The sequence below is a fragment of the Caldisericaceae bacterium genome, assembly GCA_036574215.1.
GTDB lineage: Bacteria > Caldisericota > Caldisericia > Caldisericales > Caldisericaceae > Caldisericum.
The window spans coordinates 1-21,278 of record JAINCR010000070.1 but is presented as its reverse complement, the minus strand read 5'-3'; the positions used below and the strand labels follow the sequence as shown (position 1 = coordinate 21,278).

24 protein-coding genes are annotated in these 21,278 nt (G+C 34.6%); 2 read left to right on the top strand and 22 right to left on the bottom strand.

What is annotated here, in order from left to right; all coding sequences use genetic code 11:
- The 13 genes from K6343_04360 to K6343_04300 form a co-directional block, all read right to left on the bottom strand.
- Positions 1 to 254: cell division protein FtsL (locus tag K6343_04360; GenBank protein ID MEF3245198.1), on the bottom strand; the 254-nt coding region annotated here is incomplete at its 3' end.
- Positions 238 to 1,113: a 16S rRNA (cytosine(1402)-N(4))-methyltransferase RsmH gene (gene rsmH / locus K6343_04355; GenBank protein ID MEF3245197.1), complete on the bottom strand. Its 876-nt coding sequence runs from the start codon at positions 1,111 to 1,113 to the stop codon at positions 238 to 240. The genes rsmH and K6343_04360, both read right to left, overlap by 17 nt.
- Positions 1,114 to 1,136: 23 nt before the next feature.
- Entirely contained in the window at positions 1,137 to 1,835 is a 699-nt protein-coding gene (locus K6343_04350; GenBank protein MEF3245196.1) for a formate dehydrogenase accessory sulfurtransferase FdhD, read from the bottom strand.
- Positions 1,810 to 2,415 (bottom strand): molybdenum cofactor guanylyltransferase, encoded by a 606-nt coding sequence (locus K6343_04345; GenBank protein ID MEF3245195.1) that lies wholly within the window; start codon positions 2,413 to 2,415, stop codon positions 1,810 to 1,812. The genes K6343_04350 and K6343_04345 overlap by 26 nt, the downstream gene beginning before the upstream one ends.
- Positions 2,408 to 3,244 carry a formate/nitrite transporter family protein gene (locus K6343_04340; protein MEF3245194.1) on the bottom strand — a complete coding sequence of 279 codons (837 nt, stop codon included), beginning with the start codon at positions 3,242 to 3,244 and terminating at the stop codon, positions 2,408 to 2,410. Before K6343_04340 ends, K6343_04345 begins: the two co-directional genes overlap by 8 nt.
- Before the next feature lie 16 nt (positions 3,245 to 3,260).
- The gene (gene fdhF / locus K6343_04335; GenBank protein MEF3245193.1) at positions 3,261 to 5,975 is read right to left on the bottom strand and encodes a formate dehydrogenase subunit alpha; all 2,715 of its coding nucleotides are present in this window, start codon (positions 5,973 to 5,975) and stop codon (positions 3,261 to 3,263) included.
- A complete protein-coding gene (gene nuoF / locus K6343_04330; GenBank protein MEF3245192.1) occupies positions 5,968 to 7,611 on the bottom strand; it encodes an NADH-quinone oxidoreductase subunit NuoF in 1,644 nt (547 codons plus the stop codon). The genes fdhF and nuoF (K6343_04330) overlap by 8 nt, the downstream gene beginning before the upstream one ends.
- Positions 7,608 to 8,036 carry an NAD(P)H-dependent oxidoreductase subunit E gene (locus tag K6343_04325; GenBank protein MEF3245191.1) on the bottom strand — a complete coding sequence of 143 codons (429 nt, stop codon included), beginning with the start codon at positions 8,034 to 8,036 and terminating at the stop codon, positions 7,608 to 7,610. Before K6343_04325 ends, nuoF (K6343_04330) begins: the two co-directional genes overlap by 4 nt.
- Complete coding sequence (gene nuoF / locus K6343_04320) at positions 8,002 to 9,660, bottom strand: NADH-quinone oxidoreductase subunit NuoF (GenBank protein ID MEF3245190.1); 1,659 nt, start codon at positions 9,658 to 9,660, stop codon at positions 8,002 to 8,004. Before nuoF (K6343_04320) ends, K6343_04325 begins: the two co-directional genes overlap by 35 nt.
- Before the next feature lie 5 nt (positions 9,661 to 9,665).
- A complete protein-coding gene (locus K6343_04315) occupies positions 9,666 to 10,034 on the bottom strand; it encodes a (2Fe-2S) ferredoxin domain-containing protein (GenBank protein ID MEF3245189.1) in 369 nt (122 codons plus the stop codon).
- Positions 10,035 to 10,580, bottom strand: a complete 546-nt coding sequence (locus K6343_04310; protein ID MEF3245188.1) for an ATP-binding protein — start codon at positions 10,578 to 10,580, stop codon at positions 10,035 to 10,037. It abuts the gene before it with no gap.
- Positions 10,581 to 11,045, bottom strand: coding sequence for an NAD(P)H-dependent oxidoreductase subunit E (locus tag K6343_04305; protein ID MEF3245187.1), 465 nt, complete (start codon positions 11,043 to 11,045; stop codon positions 10,581 to 10,583). It lies immediately after the preceding gene.
- 11 nt (positions 11,046 to 11,056) lie between these two features.
- Positions 11,057 to 11,386 carry a metalloregulator ArsR/SmtB family transcription factor gene (locus K6343_04300; protein ID MEF3245186.1) on the bottom strand — a complete coding sequence of 110 codons (330 nt, stop codon included), beginning with the start codon at positions 11,384 to 11,386 and terminating at the stop codon, positions 11,057 to 11,059.
- A 157-nt stretch (positions 11,387 to 11,543) separates the two neighbouring features.
- Here K6343_04300 and K6343_04295 point away from each other — a divergent pair, with 157 nt between their 5' ends.
- Both K6343_04295 and K6343_04290 read left to right on the top strand, forming a co-directional pair.
- Entirely contained in the window at positions 11,544 to 11,912 is a 369-nt protein-coding gene (locus tag K6343_04295) for a hypothetical protein (GenBank protein ID MEF3245185.1), read from the top strand.
- Positions 11,894 to 12,721 carry a hypothetical protein gene (locus tag K6343_04290; GenBank protein ID MEF3245184.1) on the top strand — a complete coding sequence of 276 codons (828 nt, stop codon included), beginning with the start codon at positions 11,894 to 11,896 and terminating at the stop codon, positions 12,719 to 12,721. The genes K6343_04295 and K6343_04290 overlap by 19 nt, the downstream gene beginning before the upstream one ends.
- On the opposite strand, the gene K6343_04285 is transcribed toward K6343_04290, so the two are convergent.
- The 9 genes from K6343_04285 to K6343_04245 form a co-directional block, all read right to left on the bottom strand.
- A complete protein-coding gene (locus K6343_04285) occupies positions 12,718 to 15,612 on the bottom strand; it encodes a hypothetical protein (protein ID MEF3245183.1) in 2,895 nt (964 codons plus the stop codon). The genes K6343_04290 and K6343_04285 overlap by 4 nt on opposite strands.
- A 37-nt stretch (positions 15,613 to 15,649) precedes the next feature.
- A complete protein-coding gene (locus K6343_04280) occupies positions 15,650 to 15,943 on the bottom strand; it encodes an RnfABCDGE type electron transport complex subunit B (GenBank protein MEF3245182.1) in 294 nt (97 codons plus the stop codon).
- Positions 15,944 to 15,952: 9 nt separating this feature from the next.
- Positions 15,953 to 16,543, bottom strand: a complete 591-nt coding sequence (locus K6343_04275; protein MEF3245181.1) for an electron transport complex subunit RsxA — start codon at positions 16,541 to 16,543, stop codon at positions 15,953 to 15,955.
- Positions 16,540 to 17,142, bottom strand: coding sequence for an electron transport complex subunit RsxE (gene rsxE / locus K6343_04270; protein MEF3245180.1), 603 nt, complete (start codon positions 17,140 to 17,142; stop codon positions 16,540 to 16,542). The genes K6343_04275 and rsxE overlap by 4 nt, the downstream gene beginning before the upstream one ends.
- Entirely contained in the window at positions 17,139 to 17,738 is a 600-nt protein-coding gene (locus K6343_04265; protein MEF3245179.1) for an FMN-binding protein, read from the bottom strand. Before K6343_04265 ends, rsxE begins: the two co-directional genes overlap by 4 nt.
- Positions 17,735 to 18,739, bottom strand: coding sequence for an RnfABCDGE type electron transport complex subunit D (locus K6343_04260; GenBank protein MEF3245178.1), 1,005 nt, complete (start codon positions 18,737 to 18,739; stop codon positions 17,735 to 17,737). The genes K6343_04265 and K6343_04260 overlap by 4 nt, the downstream gene beginning before the upstream one ends.
- Positions 18,740 to 18,752: 13 nt before the next feature.
- On the bottom strand, positions 18,753 to 20,144 hold the full coding sequence (gene rsxC, locus K6343_04255; protein MEF3245177.1) for an electron transport complex subunit RsxC: 1,392 nt from the start codon (positions 20,142 to 20,144) through the stop codon (positions 18,753 to 18,755).
- A gap of 3 nt (positions 20,145 to 20,147) precedes the next feature.
- Entirely contained in the window at positions 20,148 to 20,624 is a 477-nt protein-coding gene (locus K6343_04250) for a zinc-ribbon domain-containing protein (GenBank protein MEF3245176.1), read from the bottom strand.
- Positions 20,625 to 20,633: 9 nt separating this feature from the next.
- On the bottom strand, positions 20,634 to 21,278 hold a 645-nt coding region (locus K6343_04245; protein ID MEF3245175.1), incomplete at its 5' end, for a hypothetical protein.

Here is a 21,278-nt window from a genome sequence, read left to right as displayed (position 1 = left end):
ACATAGAATTTCTTAACCTCAACCATCTTTAATTTCTCTTTAGCTAACTTTTCAATTCTCAAAGGATTAATCAAATTATAATAAGTAGATGATAATTTTGAGTTATCTGCCTTTAAAATATCGATTTCGCCTTCCAAGTCAGTTACCTTCTTTTTCAAATTCAAGGTAGCGAAAAAAACTACGGAATTTAAAAAAACTACAATAACTAAAATGAATAAAAGCAATTTATTACTAACTCTACCCAGTCTTCTCATAAACCCTCAATTTTGCACTTCTACTCCGTCGGTTAATGGATATCTCTTCTTTGGTAGGTTTAACTACGTGTTTTACAATAGGCTCCAAAGAAACATTTTCTTTAAAAGTTCTTTTAACGAGCCTATCCTCAAGTGAGTGGTATGTAATGATCGCGATTCTTCCTTTTGGAAGTAAAACTAAAGGTGCATCTTCTAAAAATTTTTTTAGGTTATCGAGTTCTCTATTAACAAAAATTCTCAACGCTTGGAATGTTTTTGTTGCAGGATGAATCCGATAATAACCTTTAGGATAAACGCTTCTCACAATGTCTGCAAGCTCTACAGTCGTTGAAATTGGCATTTTCTTTCTTTCAGAAACGATTTTTCTTGCAATCCTCTCTGCAAAAGGGTCTTCCCCGTAAGTATAAATTATGTCTCTCAACTCTTCAAAAGAAAAGCTATTAACCACATCATAGGCAGAATAGCGAGTGCAAGGCTTACACATCCTCATATCGAGGGGTCCTTCCTTCATAAAGGAAAAACCGCGTTCGGCTTCTTCCAATTGAAGTGAAGAAACACCAAGATCAGCAAGAATTTGGGTTGCACCTTGTGCAGTCGATAACACAATAGCCCTAATTTCTTTAAAATTTGCAGGCACGAGAACAAAGTTATCTCCAACTTCTTTTAACCGCTTTTCTGCTTTTTTAATTGCCTCATTATCGAGATCTATGCCTATTAATAAGCCTTTGGGGATTCTTTTTAAAATCTCAACAGAATGCCCACCTTCTCCAAGTGTTGCATCAACAACAATTGAATCTTCTCTTAAATTAAGCAAATCCAATACTTCTTTTAATAAAACTGGTGTATGATAGATTTCCATCAAAAGATATTATACAGATATAGTTATTTAAGTAAAATCTGTGAACTTGACGTATAGATATTAAAGCGATTACCTCTTAAAAATCCTATAAGAGCAATATCGTTATCTTTAGCCTCATTTATTGCAAGAGTAGAAACTGCAGATTGAGACACAATAAGAGGTATATGTACCTTTTTTGCAATGTCAACTATATTAAAATTTATCCTTCCAGAGGTTAAAAGTATAACTTTTTCTTTTATTTCCTTGTCAATAATGAAACCCACATTTTTTAAAGTTGCCGAGAACCGAGATATATCTTCAAAATAACTCATCACCCCGTCTCCGTTTGCAATTCCAACGATATGAGTCCCTCCTGTAATAGCAAATACCTTTGAGTATGAAAGAAGCTCCTTCATTAAAGAGAATAATCTATTACTATCAATAGAAATAGGCCTTCCATCAACAAAAAAAGAATTACCGTTTTTTTCAACCTCAAAATAATAATTTTTTGAAAATTCGTTTCCGACATGCTTAAAGCTCTTAATATCGCCTTTATGTGTTATTATGCCGTTTACAAAAAGAAAACCTAAAGACAAAAGGAATTCTTCTCCGTTAGAGTAGAAAATAGAATTTATAAACTCATCATTTACGAAAATATTTAGAAGATTTTCTTCTACAATGTAATCTTCTAAACTTGTAATATTTCCGTTTTCAAATCTAAATATCGGATACTTTTTCATCATAAGAGAGTATATCCATAATTTTATAATAATCACTCTTTGTATTGATATTCAAAAAAGTGTAAAACTCAGGGTCAAATTTATTTATTTCATTAGGATTAAAATACTGTGTTTTACTCTCTTCAATTAAAGAACTCAACCTAAACATACCTTTGCCTATGTTCTCTTCAATTTTTGGTAACAGTCTTTTACTATAAAAGGCAAAAAGTGGCTCTATGTATCCATTACTTAGTTTCGGGATGTATATTTCTTTGGAATAATCCAAATTATTAAACATATATAAGAGAAGTTCTCTTTTAATAAACGGCATATCACATGCAACGAGGAACACATAATCACAACTAAAAATTTTTAATGCCGTGTAAAGTCCGCCAATTGGACCAATATTTGGTATAAGATCGGTATAAAACTCATAATGTGGCATTAAAGAGAGCCTGCCTACAAAAGCAGGCTCCTCCACAAACACAGATTTTAAGATTGTGTAGGTTCTTTCAAAAATTGTATTTCCTTTAACCTTTAGGAAAAATTTATCGCTTCCAAATCTTCTACTTTTTCCGCCTACAAGAATAATTGGTTTAACCATTTTTATTCATTAAATAAACTAACCAATAAACAAACCCTACAAAGAAAGCACCGCCAACTAAATTACCAAGTGTAACAGGAATTAGGTTTACAGTTATGAAGCTTCCGAAATTTAGTGAAGCAAAATCGGTAAGTGTTTTACCTGTTGCTTGAACTACTTCTGGAATACTTTTTAAAAAAATTCCGTATGGGATGAAGAACATATTTGCAACAGAATGTTCAAAACCAGATGCAACAAAAGCCATAATTGGAAAGTATATTGCAAAAAGTTTACCGATAATATCCTTTGATGACATTGCCATCCATACTGCTAAACACACCAACCAGTTACAGAGTATGCCTCTAAAAAATGCCTGACCAAAGGTAAGTGTCGTTTTAGAAAGAGCAACTTTAAGACTATTTGCACCAACAAGATTGCCATTAAATGCCCAAGTGCCACTCCAGAATAAAAATGCTGCAATGAGAATTGAACCTACAAAATTTCCAATATACACAACAACCCAATTCTTAAGAAGCTCACTCCACTTAGCCTTTTTATCAAGGGCAGCAATCAACACAAGGTTATTTCCTGTAAATAGTTCTGCTCCGGCAACAACAACCAACATAAGCCCTACAGTAAAGACACTTGCCGATAAAAATCTTGTAAAGCCAAAACCAAGTGTAGTGTCAGAGCTAACAAGTAAAAATAACTGTGCACCAAAGGCAATATAAACCCCTGCAAGGATTGCAAGAACGAACATCTTTAAGATAGGTAGTCTGCATTTTGAAACACCAGCTTCACATAATTTCTGTGCAACTTCTTTTGGCGGAAAGAAATTAACTTCGTTCATTTTTACCCCCTTTTATTTAAATTTTTTTAATTGCACACGCACACGCTTTAAACTCAGGAATTTTTGCGATTGGATCAATGGCATTTATTGTAAGAACATTTGCATTTGCCTCTGAAAAATGAAAACTTACAAAAGCAACGCCTTTCTTTGGTTTTGTTGAAATTTTTGCTTTTAAAGTTACACTTCCTCTTCTTGTTTTGATCTCTACTTTATCACCATTTTTAATACCAAGCTCTTCGGCATCCTTTGGACTGATCTCAACATAATTTTCTGGAACAAAAGATTCTAAAACTTTAACTCTTCTTGTTTCATTTCTTGAATGATAATGGAACAGTATTCTACCTGTTGTTAAAATGAAAGGATACTCTTTATTAGGAGTCTCAACGGGAGGTTCATATTTTACAGCAGTAATAAGAGCTTTTCCATTAGGTCTCTTGAAATTTCCCCCGTAATGTAAAATACTTGTCCCAGGGTGTGATTCTTCAGGGCAAGGCCATTGTAAGGATTGCTGTTTAAGTCTCTTATAAGTTACTCCCTTAAACGTTGGAGTAAGCTCTCTTATTTCGTTCCAGATGTCTTCTGATGAATGATAATCCATGTTATAGCCCATTCTCTTTGCAACTTCTGAAACAATTTCCCAATCGTCCTTAACACCGTATGAAGCTTCTCTTGTAGGATGTAATAATTGTATCCTACGTTCGGTATTTGTAAATGTGCCATACTTTTCATACGCTGCCTTAGAAGGAAAAACAACATCCGCAAGACGAGCAGTTTCTGAGAGGAAAATTTCCTGGACTGCAAGGAATTCTAACTTTTCAAATCCTTCTTTAAGATGTTTTACATCTGCCTCTGTTACTAACGGGTTTTCACCCATTGCGTAGACTGCTTTGAGCTTCCCATTAAGAGCAAGATCTCCAAACTGAGTAACTGCATATCCAACTTCAGATGGGAGATTAACCCCGTAATATTCCTCAAATTTTTTACGAACGGTTTCATCAGTTATCTTTTGATAACCCGTGAACACATCAGGAAGAACACCGACATCGCAAGCACCCTGGACGTTTGCTTGGCCTCTCAATGGATTTATTCCGTTACCTTCTCTCCCAATATGACCGGTAATGAGAGCAAGATTTGCTATTGAAAGCACATTATCTGTGCCTATGTGATGTTGAGTAATACCCATCGTATAGAAAATCAATGAATTTGAACCCTTTGCATACGTTACTGCCGCTTCTTCAATGAGCTTCTTTTCAACTCCGGTAATTTTAGAAACTTCATCAAGATCAACTTCTTCAAGGACTTTTAAGAGACTCTCAAAACCCTCTGTATGGCTTTCAATAAATTCTTTATTCAAAAGACCTTTTTCGAGAATGACTTTCATCATGCCATTCAAAAGGGCAACGTCACTTCCAGGATAGTGTTGTATGAAAATATCTGCATTCTTTGCAAGATCTATATTCCTTGGGTCACAGACTATAAGTTTTGCACCATTTTTCTTTTTATTTTCTTTAATGAACTGAGCAATTACTGGATGTGTTTCGGTTGTATTAGAACCGATAACAAACATTACGTCGGCATTCTTTATGTCCTCTATTGGGTTTGTTGCAGCAGCAGCTCCTAAAGCTTTACCTAAACCAGCAATAGTTGATGCATGACAAAGTCTTGCACAGTTGTCAACGTTATTGGTGCCTATCACGGCTCTTGCAAATTTCTGAATTAAATAGTTGTCTTCATTTGTGCAACGAGAAGAGCCTAAAACACCAATAGCATCAGGTCCATATTTTCTTTTTATTTCCAACAATCTTTTTGCCGTATAATCAAGGGCTTCTTCCCAGGTTGCTTCTCTAAAAACACCGTTTTCTTTTATAAGAGGTTTTGTTAATCTCTCGTTGGAGTTAACGTATTCATATCCATAACGTCCTTTAACACAAATTCTTCCTTCGTTAGGTTTAACGTCTTTTGCTTTTACTAAAACAAGCTCATTTTTCTTATTGCGGTAGAGTGTAATATTACATCCCACTCCGCAGTATGCACAGACAGTATCAGTTGCTTCTAATTGGAAAATCTTACCTTTACCAACTCTCGTTTTTTCAATTAGAGCACCAGTTGGACAGGCTTGGACGCATTCTCCACAAAATTGACAGTCAGTTTGTTCAAGAGGCAAATTAAACGGAGTTGATACAATTGATTTATATCCTCGCATAGCAATCCCAATTGCTTCAACAATTGCTTGGTTTTCGCAGGCATCAACACAGCGTCTACATAGAATACATTTTTGTGGATCAAATTGGATGAACGGGTTCGTATCCCAGGGAGTTTCTTTTGAATATTCAAATGCTTCTTTTTCGTCAAGAAATTGGCTCTTTTTTATCCCAAACTCATAAGCAAGATCTTGCAAGGCACAATCCCCATCTTTATCACAGGTCATACAATCCAAAGGATGATGCGCAAGTGCAAGTTCAAGATTCATTCTTCTTGCTTCTTCAACAATCTGAGAATTTGTAGTTATTTCCATCCCTTCGGCTACTTCTGTAATACAGGCTCTTTGAAGAGTTTTAGAGCCTTTAACTTCCACCACGCACATTCCACAAGAACCCTCTTCAGCAATACCCTCAAGATAACAAAGGGTAGGGATTTCAATTCCTACATCTTTACACGCATCAAGAATTCTTTTTCCTCTTGGAAATTGATAATTTTTTCCATTAATTTTAACGTTTACTAAATCACTCATTTATGACCTCCTCTTTTATTGGTTCAAATTGGCAAACATTTGAAGGGCATTTTCTTTCATTAATATGTGCAAGCCACTCTTCTTTAAATTTTGTGAGAGACTGCAATAAGATATTCGGTGCCGTTTGCCCTAAACCACAAAAAGATGTTAGTTTCATTGCGTTTGATAATTTTTCAAGTTTTATAAGGTCATCTTTTTGTGCTTTACCTTTTGATATACTATCAACTATCCTATAAATTACATCGGTTCCAACTCTGCAGGGAGTGCATTTACCACAAGATTCATGCCTAAAGAAATACGCAATATTTTTGACAACATCGACAATACAACGATCTTCACTTAAGACAACAATCGATCCCGAACCAGGGCCTGCCTCAATTTTTGCAAGGGAATTAAAATCAATTTCTGTGTCAATTTCTTCTTTTGAAATAAGGCTGCCTGAAACACCACCTAAAATTACTGCTTTAAGGTTTTTACCTTCTTTAATTCCAAAACCTACCTCTTCTATTATCTCTCTTAGTTTTACGCCAAATGGTATTTCGATTGCTCCTTTATAATTTACATCACCCATCAAACTAAACAATTTTGTTCCATATGACCCTGGAACTCCTATTTGTTTGAACCAATCAGAACCATTTACCAGTATTGGAGGTATGTTTGCAAGTGTTTCAACATTGTTTATTACAGTAGGTTTTTTAAACAGACCAGAAGTTGGAGGATACGGAGGTTTTTTCCTAGGTTCGCCGCGTTTCCCTTCGATCGACTCTAAAAGGGCAGTTTCTTCACCACAGACGTATGCACCTGCACCTTTTTTAATCTCTATATCAAAGTCAAAACCTGAGCCTAAAATATTCTTACCGAGGAAACCATAATCATATGCTTGCTCTATTGCCTTAGAAAGCATTTTGATAGAAAGTTCGTATTCTCCTCTTATGTAGATATACCCATAGGTTGCTCCTGTTGCAAAACCTGCTAAAATCATCCCCTCAATAATAGAATGGGGATCACCTTCCATTAGGACTCTGTCTTTAAAAGTTCCGGGTTCCCCCTCGTCTGCATTACAGACGACAAATTTAACATCACTTTTTGCCATTGCAGTAAATTCCCACTTTTTTCCTGTTGGAAAACCTGCTCCACCTCTACCTCTCAATTCCGAATTCTTTACTTCATTCAAAACCCAATCACTTCCATTTTCAAAAGCCTTTTCAAGTGCAAGATAACCATCCTCTGCAATGTATTCTTCAATTGATTCAGGATTAATACTCCCTACTCTTCTTAATAGCACTTTCTTCTGCGCTGATAAAACTTTTTCTGCCTTACTTATACCGAGTGAAATATCCCTCTTACCAATTTCATGGGCAAGATTAGATACAACTCTTCCTTTAAGAAGATGCTCTTTTACAATCACATACACATCTTTAGGTGTAATAGGAGCGTATACAATGCCTTCGGGATAGACGGCAATTGCAACACCAATTTCTTCGTATCCTAAGCTTCCAGTTGGTGTAACAAGGATTTCCTTTTCAAGACCAAGGTTTCTTATTTCTCTCAAAAGTAATTCCTCAATTTCTTTTGCTCCTTTTGAAAGGCTTTTTGAGTCCTCTGCAACTAACACGTGAGTTCTATAAAATTTCATAACGCCCCCTCCTTAAACTTCTTTATAATACCTTCAATATCTTCCTCTTTAAGATTACCAAAAGGAACATTGTCTATCATCATTGAAGGGGCAATCGAGCACATACCAAGACAGCTAGATTCTTCTAATGTAAACTCGCCGTCTAATGTAGTTTCCCCAATATCTATTCCAAGGACTTCTTTAAGTTTGTGTAAAATGGATTCTCCATTTGCAAGATGACAAGATAAACTTCTACAAACCCTTATAATGTGCCTTCCCCTTTGAGTAACCGAAAACATCGTATAAAAGGTTGCAACACCGTAAACTTTTGAAAGAGAAAGATTAGAGGTTTCTGCAACTTTTTTGGCTAAATCTTTAGATACGTAATTTTTAGAGTTGCTTTCCTGAACATTATGAAGAAGATCTATTAAAGACTTTTCTTTCATTTTTTACCTCCGAAGAAAGTTTACAAACATTTGAAGGACACTTCTTATCCTTTATGTGAGCTATATATTCATCTCTAAAGTATCTTAATGTTGTAAGAACTGGGTTAGGAGCAGTTTGCCCTAAACCACACAAAGAAGTAAGTTTTATTGTATTACCAAGTTTTTCAAGCAATTCTAAATCTTCCATTCGACCTTTTCCAGAGGTAATCCTTTCAAGAATATTTAGCATCTGACGCGTTCCTTCCCTGCAAGGAGTGCATTTACCACAAGATTCATCAACTGTAAACTTTAGGAAGAACTTTGCTACATCAACCATGCAACTTGTTTCATCCATTACAATTAAACCACCCGAACCCATAATTGCACCTAAAGATGCAAGGCTTTCGTAATCCATTGGAACGTCGATATACTGAGATGGAATTACGCCGCCTGAAGGTCCTCCAGTTTGAGCTGCTTTAAAAGAATGTCCTTCTTGAATCCCTCCACCAATATCGTATATTATCGTCCTTAAAGGTGTGCCAAGAGGCACTTCTACTAAGCCTGTTATGTTGACCTTACCTGCAAGTGCAAAAACTTTCGTGCCAGGACTTTTTTCTGTCCCAAAGCTTCTAAAGAATTTAACACCCTTTTCTATGATAACTGGTATATTAGCAAGTGTTTCCACATTATTTATTACAGTAGGAAAGCCGAATACACCTTTTTGGACTGGAAATGGTGGTTTCTTTCTTGGTTCACCACGTTTACCTTCAATAGAATTGATTAAAGCAGTTTCTTCACCGCAAACAAAAGCACCTGCGCCAATTCTTAATTCAATATCAAATGAAAAATTAGTCCCCAATATGTTCTTTCCTAATACACCTATTTGCTTAGCTTGTTTTATTGCAATTTCTAATCTCTTTACCGCAAGAGGATATTCAGCTCGGACATAAATAAACCCTTTCTGAGCACCTATTGCATAACCCGCTATAGCCATACCTTCCAAAACAGAATGTGGATCACCCTCTAAGACTGATCTATTCATGTAGGCACCAGGATCACCTTCATCAGCATTGCATACAATATATTTGATAGGGGAATCTTGTTCATAGGCAAGTTGCCACTTCTTTCCTGTTGGAAAACCAGCACCACCTCTTCCTCTTAAACCAGAATCTTTTATGACTTGAATCACGTCTTCTCGTGTCATTTCTGTTATTGTTTTACCAAGTGCTTCATAACCACCTTGAGCGATATATTCGTTAATATCCTCAGGATTTATAATTCCACAGTTTCTTAAAACAACTTTCGTCTGTTTTGCGAAAAATGGGATTTCACTTAAAGATGGAAGGACAGTCTCTTTTTCCTTCCACATCAATCTCTTCACATCTCTTCCTTTTAAGAAATGCTCCTCCACTATTTCTTTAGCATCTTCGGGTTTAAGTTTTGTATAAATAACACCCTCAGGATAAACAACCATGAGGGGTCCAAGTTGACACGAACCCATGCATCCTGTTTCTATAATGTTTACCTCTTCAAGTAGTTCGTGCTTTTTAAGTTCGTCTTTTAGGGCATCTTCAAAACCATTTCCACCTGCAGCAATACACTGAGCACCGGCACAAATTAATGCATGAATTCTATAGATTTTCATTTATATTACTCCTTTGCAATAACCCAATCACTAATAATCTGTCCATTGATTACATGAGACGCTACAATTTGCCTTGCCATCTCAGGAGTGACATGTCCATAGTAAACTACAACCCCATCTCTATCAACTCCAACAACAGGCTCTTCAACGTCTAATCCCATAGAACCTCTTTCAATAATCTGAACATCTGTAAAATTTCTTTTTTGAAGTTCGTCTAATATTACCAAAAGGACATCTCTTGACCCTGCTGCAATACCGACAGTTCCCATGCTAATGTAAATTTTTACTTTTACCTCTCCTTGTCTTGTTCTTAAAAATGCCTTTGCTTGTTCTCTCAGTTTTCTCAAGTCTTCAATCGACTTAATTTTGTCCATTTAAACACCTCCATGTAGTTCTTTTATTTTTTCTTCTAAAAAAGTTTTGATACTATTCAATACCAATGGAGTGCAAAGTGATTCCTCGCAGGTTTTCCTCAGATCTTCTGTTGAAATCTCAAAAGTTCTGTTATTTACAACATGTTTGAACTTCAAATTCACTTCAGGATGCGTTGCAATGATACTAACAATGGTTGCAGGTAAATCCCCCAAAGGAGGCACATCAATATGGGATTTTTTAAAGTATACCTTTACAATCGTTTCTAAACCCATTTTGCTTTCAATAAATACACCCCCATCGCATAATTCTGCCTCAAGTTTTAATAACGGAATCCCTAAACCAACCTTCTTGTTTTTAGATGTAGTCATGAATGGGTCAAAAACTTCTTTTAATAAGGCTTCATCCATTCCAACTCCATCGTCTTTTATTTCAATTAAAAGTAGGTCTTTTGAATCATCTTCAACAATTGTAAGTTCAATATTTTTTGCCTTTGCCTTAAGAGAATTTTCAATTATATCAAGAATATTTAAGGAAAGTTCTTTCATTTATGAATATTTTGTAAGAATTTCTATTAAGTTTTCTTTGCTTACTTTTCCATAAACATCTTTCCCATCGACCATAATAGCAGGAGCAAGACCACAACACCCAAGACATCTAACAATCCTCACAGCAAACCTTCCATCTTTTGTAATTTCGTTTGGTTTAATTCCCAAACGATTACAAATCACATCTAAAATATTTTCTGAGCCTTTTACATAGCAAGCCGTCCCCATACAAACCATAATTACATGTTCAGCATCTTTTTTAAGTTTAAAAAAATTGTAAAAAGTTACAACCCCATAGATTTTGGAAAGAGGCACGTTGAGTTTCTCTGAAATGTATGTAAGCACCTCTTCGGGCAAATACCCAAGGCTTTCTTGAGTGCCATGCAGCACCTGTATAAGTGCTTCTGGTTTTGCACCCCTTTTCTTGATTTCCATATCAACTGCAGGAAATGTTTTTACCTCCATTGTTCCTCCTTTCATGATGTTTTTCCTATTTTAATCTTTTTTAAATATAAATCACTAATCTTTTCAATAATTTCTTTATACTCATCTTTTGCTATTTTGTAGTAAACATTTTTCCCCACGCGCCTCCTTGAAAGCCAGCCTGCCCTGTAAAGTCTAAACAGATTAAGAGACACGGTAGGTTGAGAGATTTTAAGTTTATCAACAATTTCATTAACAGATCTCTCACCAGTTGTTAGATAACAGATAATACCAATTCTTACAGGATTGCTTACAGCAGATAGAAATTCGGATACTTGAACACATTTGTTAAAATTATCACATAACTGTTGCTTCTTTCTCATCACTTAATTATACCAAAAATTTAAATTTTGCAAAATATGTGATATTATTCACTTTTTTATTATAATTTTAATGCATAATTATAAGAATAGCGTTACTTATTTATTTGTTATAAAAATCACTATAATAAAAATTTTTTTATGGTAAAATATATAAAAGATGAAGGTAGAAGAAATTATTAAAATTGTAGATGCAGAAGTTTTACAAGAAGAAGGCAATTGGGATGTAAACATCAAATACGGATTTGCAGCTGACCTTCTCTCAGATACATTATTTGTTATCAGTAGAGAAGAAGAGCCAGTTCTACTTATAACTGGTGTGACAAACCCATCGGTTGTAAAAACCGCAAAAATTTTAGATATACCAGTGGTGCTTATTGCAAGAGGAAAGCCAATTGAGGCATCAACAGTAGAATTAGCGAAAAAAGAGAACATTATTCTATTGCGCACTAAATATATTGTTTTTGTAACATGCGGACTGCTTTACGAAGCAGGACTCAAAGGAGCTCCATGGAAGATACAATATTAGTTTTAGAATTCCCGATTTTTGGAGAAGACTTTGACCATCTTGGAGATGCAACGTTAAGAATAAGGGAGTCGCTTCTAAAAGCACTTAATACATCAATTTTAAATGGAAGTATTGGTAGAGAAAAAGAAATTGTAAGAAAATCTGGTATCTGCCTCTATGAAGCCGAAGCAAATATAGTGATACACGCAAAGTTTGGTTTTATTAAAACAATACTATACAAGCAAAAAATTGTCTCAATTGCAAAAGACATAGGACCAGGGATAAACAATCTTATTCTTGCTTTAAAACCTGGTTATTCAACGGCATCGGAAAAAGCAAGAATGCTTGGGTTTGGTGCAGGTATGGGCCTTAAGAATATCGAAAAAATTTCTGATTTTTTCTTCTTAACCTCCACATTTGGAAAAGGGACATACCTTCTTTTCGAAGTTTGGAGAAACGATAATACTTTTGGAGGCGTCAAAATGAAAATAAGAAAGTTAATAGAAGAATTAAAACTTGAAGTGCTTACAAATTTCAAAGAAGAAGATTTAGATAAAATAGTAGAAAAAGCTTACACTTGTGATTTACTGAGTAATGTTCTTTCAAAGGCTGAAGAAGAAACTACTTGGATAACTGTTCAATCTAACATCAATGTAGTAGGTGTTGCAACAATTAAGAGGATACCGATTATTATAGTTACTGAGAGTAATACCCCTGAAGAAGAAACTTTAAAAAAGGCTGAGTTAAACTCAATTATCATCGCAAGAACTAAACTATCATCTTTTGAGGTTTCTGGACAACTTTACAACTTACTTAAAAAACAGAATTAAATCATTTCTTCTATTAAAATAATTTTTGTGTTTTGATAATTTTTTATTTTTGGATTATCATCAACTACAACATCAGAAACTCGAATCTTTTTAGCAATTAAAATATTGAAGGCTGTTATGACATTACTTCCAATTCTCTTTGCAATATCCTCTGCAAGCCTCTCTTCGATCTGTGAGAGAGCAATAACAGCAGGCTTATAACCACCCTCTAAAATGATGTCGTTAATTTTGGCTTTTTCTGAAGCAGCAATAAATGCTCTATTTAAAATATTATCTTTTTCGGATTTGCTTAGTTTACCGCTCTCAAAAATCTTCCTAAAGGAGGTTGCATCTATAACAAATCTATCTTTAAGCTCAATTTTAACATGTGTTTCACTTATTAACTTTTCTTCTTTTGCTTTACTGACGTCTTCTTTTATGGGTTCAACAGCTTCTTTATTTTCGGTTTGCTCTTGTTTTTCCTTCTCTAACTTAGACAAAAGCTCATCAAAAGTAGATCTAAATTGTTCCTTTTTGAAAGTTTCCTTCTTTTCCTCCGTTACCTCTTCTTCCTTTTTTACTTCTCTAGTTTTTTTCAAAGTTTCAGTATCTTCAGGAGGTTGCGCAAAATCTGCAAAAGAAACTTCTTCAACTGCTTCTACAGGATTAGTTTGAGGGACTTCCTCTTTTCCTTTTACTTCTTCTACTTTTATAACAGGTTTTTCTTGTTTTTCTACAACTTCCTCTACCTTTGGAAGAGGTTCCTCCTCTTTTTCTTTAACTTTCTCAACCTTTATAATAGGCTTTTCTTCTTTTTCTACCTTTATAATAGGCTTTTCTTCCTTTTTCTCTGAAGGTTTAATAATCTTTGTAGGTTCAATAATAGGTTTTTCGCCAAATCTTTTCTGTGGGATCGGTCTAAGAATTTTCTCTTCTTTAGCTATTTGCTCCTCTGCTATTTTTTTATCATCTTTAACAGGGGCTTTTTCTTCAGGCTTTAATTTTACAAGAGGGACTTCAGCTTTTTCTTCAACAGGTTTTGCTTCCTCAACTGGTTTTTCGATTTCCCTTATTTCGATATCTTTCACATCAAAAGCAATGGGTTTCTTTTTTATTTCTTTAAGAGGAACTTCTTTTAATTTTTTCTCATGCCTTTTAGGGAATAAAATTATTAAAAGAATTAACAAAACTGCTACAGATATAATAGATGAAATTAAGTCTGGAGTTAAATTTGGAAAATAATTCTTTGTGTAATTGTAAATTTGTAAAGATAAAGGCTTAAGAAATTCAAGAATCTTTAACGAAATATTTTTAAAAAAGGCGACAATAACCCCAAAAGTATAAGTTAAATCAAATTTACTAAACGTATTTTTAAAGAATTCCATTATTTTCCCCGCTACCGATAGTATAGCACCTTTTACCTTTTCAAGAAAACTTTTTTCTTGGGTAGGTTTGTTATCTGAAGGACTTGGATTATTTACAGTGCTATTTTCACTATCTTGAGACGGAGCAATAGTTGATACTTTTATAAATTCAGAGGTTTTATAAGGAATAAGGGTGCTAAATATCTCTCTATTTTTCGCAATACCAAGATCGAATACCACAACCTGCTTATTTGATGATATATCAACCTTCGAAAAACTTTTATTAAACAAAAATTCCTTTTTCTCAAATGCACCCTGTGTATATTTTGCACCATTAACGTAAAAAGAGGTATTATTATCGACAGGAATAACAACAACTCTCCTTTTTCTTTCACCATAGATATTTGTAACCTTGCCAGTTCTAAAATTATACTTATTAAAATCACTAAAACCTGGCAACTGTTCTGCATCGGTATTACCATAAACACCATAAGCATAGATCAAAACAGATTTTGAAGCACTTACCTTTACCGGAATCATTTTTAATGTGTTATCTTCAGTTTCATCTGGCTGTGTTTCAAAATACTCAAAATCATTAACATTCTTAAGGGTAAAAGTTTTCTTTTCCCCACCAAATTCAACGATAACTTCTGTATCTTTAAATATAGAAGATACTCCAAACCCTCCAAAAGATTCAAATTCTACATTTCCAACTCCGAAGATAGTTGCAAAAACATTATCCGAAGCATATCCATACTCAACCAAAACGGGTTTGTCAGAGGAAATAATGTAAAAACCTTCTTTTAAGTTAGTATTAATGTAGAAAGAGCCTTTGGCAATATCGCTTTCAGTTACAATTTTACCGTCACTATCCTCAACTCTTATATGGGCATTGTCTTGGGCAAAAATAAAAAGAAACTTCGGAACATAAACTCCAAAATAGGTGCCATAAAGAGAAGAAATATCGTCGGAAGAATCCTTATCAAAAGGAGCAGTTAAAGTCGAAATACTTACTAAAACAGGTTTATTAGAAACTAATTCATAGACTCCGTCTTCTAATAATTTGAGAGTTTTAAAGTTGTTTTCATGGAGAGTAATATCAAAATAAAGTTTATTAGTATCCTTCTTTACAATTTTTACGTTATTATCGGAAGAAGAAGAAAATACATTCACATTACAAGAAGTAGGTATAATAAAGTGCGTTCCAAAGTAATCAGGAATGAAAAATTCAACATACCGAGGGTTTGAAACACCATAAACAAGTTTTAAGTTTTTCTTCTCTAAAGGATTAAAATTCAAATAAGTTTTAAAAATTATTGTATTTCCGTTTTCTATAAAGGAAAGGGGAAGTTTATTTTGCCCATCTAAAAGCTCAAAGCCTGTAAGTCCATTAAAAACTGACTTATCAATACTAAAGAAAACAGTTTTTGAAACCTTTATGTTTAATGTATTTTCAGAAACAATATCTACCATAGATTGGGACTGCGCTGTCTCCACGTATACGAGCACTAAAACGCAAATAAGAGCAAAAACAATAAATCTTTTCATCACTTCCCCTTTTTTATTTTACTATGAAAAATAAAAATTAGGAAGAAGATTTTTCGGCTTCCTCCATAATTGCCTTAACTTTATCTGCTACCTCTTTTCCACCTACAGAACAAGCATCGTAGGGAGCTCTTTTTTCAGCAATTGCTTCAGCACAAGGATGACAACCAGGGAATCCGCAGGCTCCGCAATCTCCATGTGGTAACACCTCATAAATTGCAGAGACTAAAGGGCTTTCTTCAACTTTAAATTTTTCTGAAAATATTCCAATCAACGCTCCAAATAAAGCCCCTAACACACCCAAAGTACCTACAGAAACCAACAAATCTTTCATAATACACCTCTATTTTATTATTCCACTAAAGCCTAAAAATGCAAGGGAAAGAATACCAGAAATCATAAAAGCAATTGCTTTCCCTTTGAAAAACGGAGGTAAATCAGAATTCCTTAATCTTTCCCTAATGCCTGCAAGAAGTAACATTGCAATTGCATAACCAGTTGCTATACCAAAACCAGAGACAATCGATTCAACAAAATCGTAATTATTCATTGAGTTAATAAATGTTGCACCAAGTATAAGGCAGTTTGTTGCAATAAGTGGAAGGTAAATACCCATCGCCTTATATAGATTTGGGGAAACCTTCTTAATGTATATCTCAACAAGTCCAACAAAAGAGCCAATCACAAGAATAAATGCTGTAATTTGAAGAGCAGGTTGAAGTCCTGTTGGTATGAGAATCCAGTTATCAATCATCCAAGCAAGAATCGAAGAAGAGACTGTTACAAAAATTACTGCAAAACTCATTCCAATTGAAGACGAAAGGCTATCGGTTAAACCAATATAAGAGCACAAACCAAGAAATTGGATAAGAATTATGTTATTAATTATACTTGAGGAAATAAATATCTTTATAAGATTTTGAAAATAACTCATTCCTTACCTCCTTTTTGTTTGAGGTATGTTTCAATTGCACCAGTTAAAATTCCGATAAAAATAAAACCTGCTGGCGGAAGGATCATAAGAAGCATAGGTTGATAACTTTCAGACATTATTTGGATACCTGCAAGAGTTCCTTTTCCAATTAGTTCCCTCATAATAGCAATAGTAACAAGCACCAAACCATAGCCAATGGTATTCCCTATTCCATCGAGAAGTGAATCAAAAATACCATTTGTATAGGCAAAAGCTTCAGCTCTTCCGATGATAATACAGTTTACAACCACAAGAAGAATATAAAGTTTAATAACCTGATATATTGGATTAAAAAACGCTTGAGATAACAAAGCTGCAATAGTTGTAAAAGCAGCAATTACGCTTACAAAGATAGGGACTCTTAATTCGTTAGGGATAATTTTTCTCATTGCTGAGATTATAATGTTTGATGGAATCTGAACTAAAGCAAAAACAAGAGTCATAAGAAGTGCGCTTTTAACAGAGTTAGAAACCGCAATAACTGAACACAAACCTATAGAAATTATTAGGACAGGGTTGTTTGGTATTATTGCTTCCCAAATGATTTTTAATTTCTTCATTGGTGAGCCTCCTTTAAATATTGAAGAAACGACTCCCCTGCAACTTTAGAACCTGTAGATATCGCTTTAGAAGTAATTGTTGCACCAGTTATCGCAATTATATCTTCTTTTGGAATTAATTTATCCTTTTCAACGTTTTTGCCCTTGAATTGACCTAAAAAAGTTATCTTGTTTTTCTTATTAACATAATAAGAAGGATTATCTGCGTTAGCTCCCAAACCTGCTGTTTCTTGCATTGCTAAGATTGATATTCCTGAAATTGTTCCGTCTTTTTTAACTCCAACAAGCATCTTAATAGGTGCTTGAGACCCTGCAACCACAACTGTTAAAACCCCTCCTTCAATCGAATTGGAGTTTTTATCCCTCACAAGAAACGTTTTAAGAATCTGAACAGAAGGATCCAATGATTGAATCGGCTTTTCAAGTTCTGGAAATTCATAATTGCCGTTAAAAACGTTTTGTAATCCTTCCTGAAGTGCTTTTGCATCTTGAAGTTTGATAATAGGATCCGTTATTTGAAAAACTACCGCTAAAGCTAAACCAATAATCGCAGCGATTATACCAAAATTCAGAGCAAATTTAAGCACACTTTTCATTTTGACACCTCTTTTTTAGGAAAAACACCATAAACTCTTGGCATAGTCTTATCAAAATACGTAACTAAAGCATTACCTAAAAGAATTGAAAACATTACACCTTCTGGGTAAGAAGAAAATTGACGGATTATAACAGTCATAATACCAAGAAATATGCCATAATAAATCTTACCAAGCGGTGTTTTTGGAGACGAACTATAGTCAGTTGCCATGAAGAATGCACCAAGAAATAGACCACCAGCAAGAATTGAAAATATTGGGTCTCTTCCAAAAACGAACGACAAAACGAAAACAGTTGCGATATAAAAAGTGGGAATTTTCCAATCGATGACTTTTCTTATAAATAGATAAATAGCTCCTATTAGAAGAAGAATTGCTGAAGTTTCTCCAATACTACCACCAACGGTACCAAAGAAAAGAGAGGTATACAAGTTTAGTTTGCTACCAAATTCAGAAATAAGTTGAGAATAACTTTGTAATTGAACTACATTCAAAGGAGTTGCCGATGTGATAGCATCTAGGCTTAAAACCCTGAAAGGAAACCCTATGAAAAAACGTGGTTTATCCCATGTTGTCATGTAGGTAGGCCAAGAAACCATTAAAACAGCTCTTCCCACAAGAGCAGGATTGAATGGGTTTGAACCAATTCCACCAAAAATCATCTTTCCAAGCAAAATTCCAGAAAATGCCCCTACTACAACCATCCACCATGGAGAGCTTGGTGGTAGAGTCATTGCAAGCAAAACACCTGTTACAACCACAGAAAAATCTTTTAGCGATGAATTTTTATGGAACAGTAAATTCCCTACGTATTCTGCAAGGATTGAAGAAACTATGGAAACCAAATAGACAACTATTACCCTTTCACCAAAAATAAAAATACTTCCAACCATTGCTGGGATTAAAGCTAAAACTACATCTCTCATGATGGAGGAAGTATTCACTTTATCCCTTATGTGAGGGGCAGCATTAACAACAAGGTCAATATCATATTTAGCCATTTTTTTCCTCCTTCTAAGACATTTCCTTTTCTTTTTGTCGTTGTTGTTTGAGTTTCTCAAAGGCAGCCTGTTTTGCAGCTTCAATTTTCTTCTGCTTAATAATTGCTTGTTTCACACCCTTAATGTTTTCAGTCAAATGTCTCTTTGAAGGACACACATAGGAACAAACTCCACATTCTATACAATCAAGAGCATGGAGTCTTTCTGCTTCTTGCAAATCTTTTCTTCTTGAAGCATGATCAATAAGAAAGGGCATAAGGCCCATAGGACAACTGTCCACACAACTTGCACATCTTATACAAGGTGATTCTTCTTGCGGAGCCATTTCTAAGGCTTCTTCGCCAAACATAAGAATACCTGAAGTTCCCTTAATCACAGGCACATCGACAGATGCCTGAGCAATGCCCGTCATTGGACCGCCAAATATGAGTTTTCTTAATTTCCTATTTAACCCAAGAGTATCAATGATAAAACTTGCAGGTGTTCCAATCCGCATGATAAAATTACCTTTTTTCTCAACCGCATCACCCGAAACGGTAATACCTCTTTCAATTACAGGCTTATCTTCCAATATAGCCTCAGTTATTGCCTTCAAAGTTTGGACATTCTGCACAACAACACCGACATCTAAAGGCAATCCTCCTGAAGGGACTTCTCTATTAAGCACTGCCTTTATAAGTTGCTTTTCACCTCCTTGAGGATATTTTGTTTTAACGAGAACAACCTCAACATTCGATAAACCCATTTCTTGTACTTTCTTATTAAGAAGTAAGGCTGCATCTTCTTTATTCTCTTCGACTGCTATAATACCTCTTTTTGCGCCAGTAATCTGCATCTCAATAAGAATACCTTTAATGATTTTGTCAGGGTATTCAAGCATAACCCTATTGTCAACAGTTAAATAAGACTCGCATTCTGCTCCGTTTCCAATAATAATATCAATTACTTTATTTGGCGGTGGAGAGAGTTTTACTGCCGTAGGAAAAGATGCTCCTCCTAATCCCACAATACCCTTGTCTCTAATGACTTTTAAAATTTCTTCTCTTGGTAAATCCTCAAAAGAGTCTCTTTTACTCAATTCAACCCATTCGTCTTTGTAGTCGTTTTCAATTACAACGCACTTTCCCTTTGTGCCATTAGGCAAAAGTCTATCCTCAATTGCCAAAACTTTTCCAGATACCGAAGCATGCACTGGAGCTGCAACAAACTGGTTAGTATCACCAATTTTTTGACCAACCTTTACGTAATCCCCAACTGAAACAAGGGGATTATTTGGTGCACCTGTATGTTGTTGTAAAGGAATAACAACAACCGGAGGAGACTTAAATACTTCAAAGGGAAAGTCTTTTGTGATTTTACTTTCATCAGGGTGAACACCACCCGGAGAGTAAGTAAATACTTTCATACATCACTCCTTTCCTTCAAAGATAAAGCCGCAGTAAGGGCAAATTTTTGCATCTTTTTCAATTATTGCCCCACATTTAGGACATTTCTTTTTTAATTGGGTAAAACAATGTGGACAAAATATATATTCACCTTTTACCTCTTCCCCACAAATAGGACATTTATAAACTTCTTTACTAATCATTAACTGATAATATTTTTTCTGTAGTGCTAGAACCTCCTTTCTTTCATTATCTTCTCTTATTTCATCAAGAGTATAAGGACTCCTTACCATTAGATAAAAAATAAGTGGAATGATACCTCCCAAAAGGATTGAAGAAATAACCCATCCTATACTTTTTCCACCACGGTTTTTGCTATCGTTATAGATGAAAAGTGCAATTGCAAAGTTAAGGATTACAAATGCTAAAACAATTAAATAAATTTCTGTTTTTGACAGAACAGGCAAAAAAATCGAAAAACTGCCTAATATTTTACCCATACATTATTATTATACCAATTTTGAGTTAAAAGTGAAAATATTTTCTAGAGAACGAACAAATCCAACAAGATAAAGAGAACCAGTTATAAGAAGTATATCATCTTCTTTAAGAGAATCTTTAGTATCAAAATAAGCTTTTCTCGGATTTTCTATTACTTCAATCATGCTTTCTTTAAAAAATAACCTCGCAGAATTGTAAATCTCATATGGATTCAACGCTCTTGAATAGGAGTTTGGGACAGTGGTAATCACAAGTTTAGCGACAATATCTCTTATATTCGACAAAAAAGAAAAGACGTTTTTATCACTTAACATTGAAAATAATAGCGTTATTTTTTTGTCTGTTAAGTTTTTAATAGTATCACTCAAAATTTTTGAAGAGGCATCGTTATGAGCTCCATCGATTATCACAAGAGGGTTTTTGCGGATAATTTCAAATCTTCCAGGCCAAAAACTCGATTCAATACCGAATAAAATATCATCTTCTGAGATATTTACATTACTTACCAAAATTGACTGAATAGCAATAGAAGCATCGATAACCTCAAAATATCCAAGATTATGAAGTTTTATTTCATTTAGCCTAAAACCATGTGAAAGTGAAACAAAGTCAAATACTTGGAAACCCTCATAAACTCTAATATTTCTAAATTC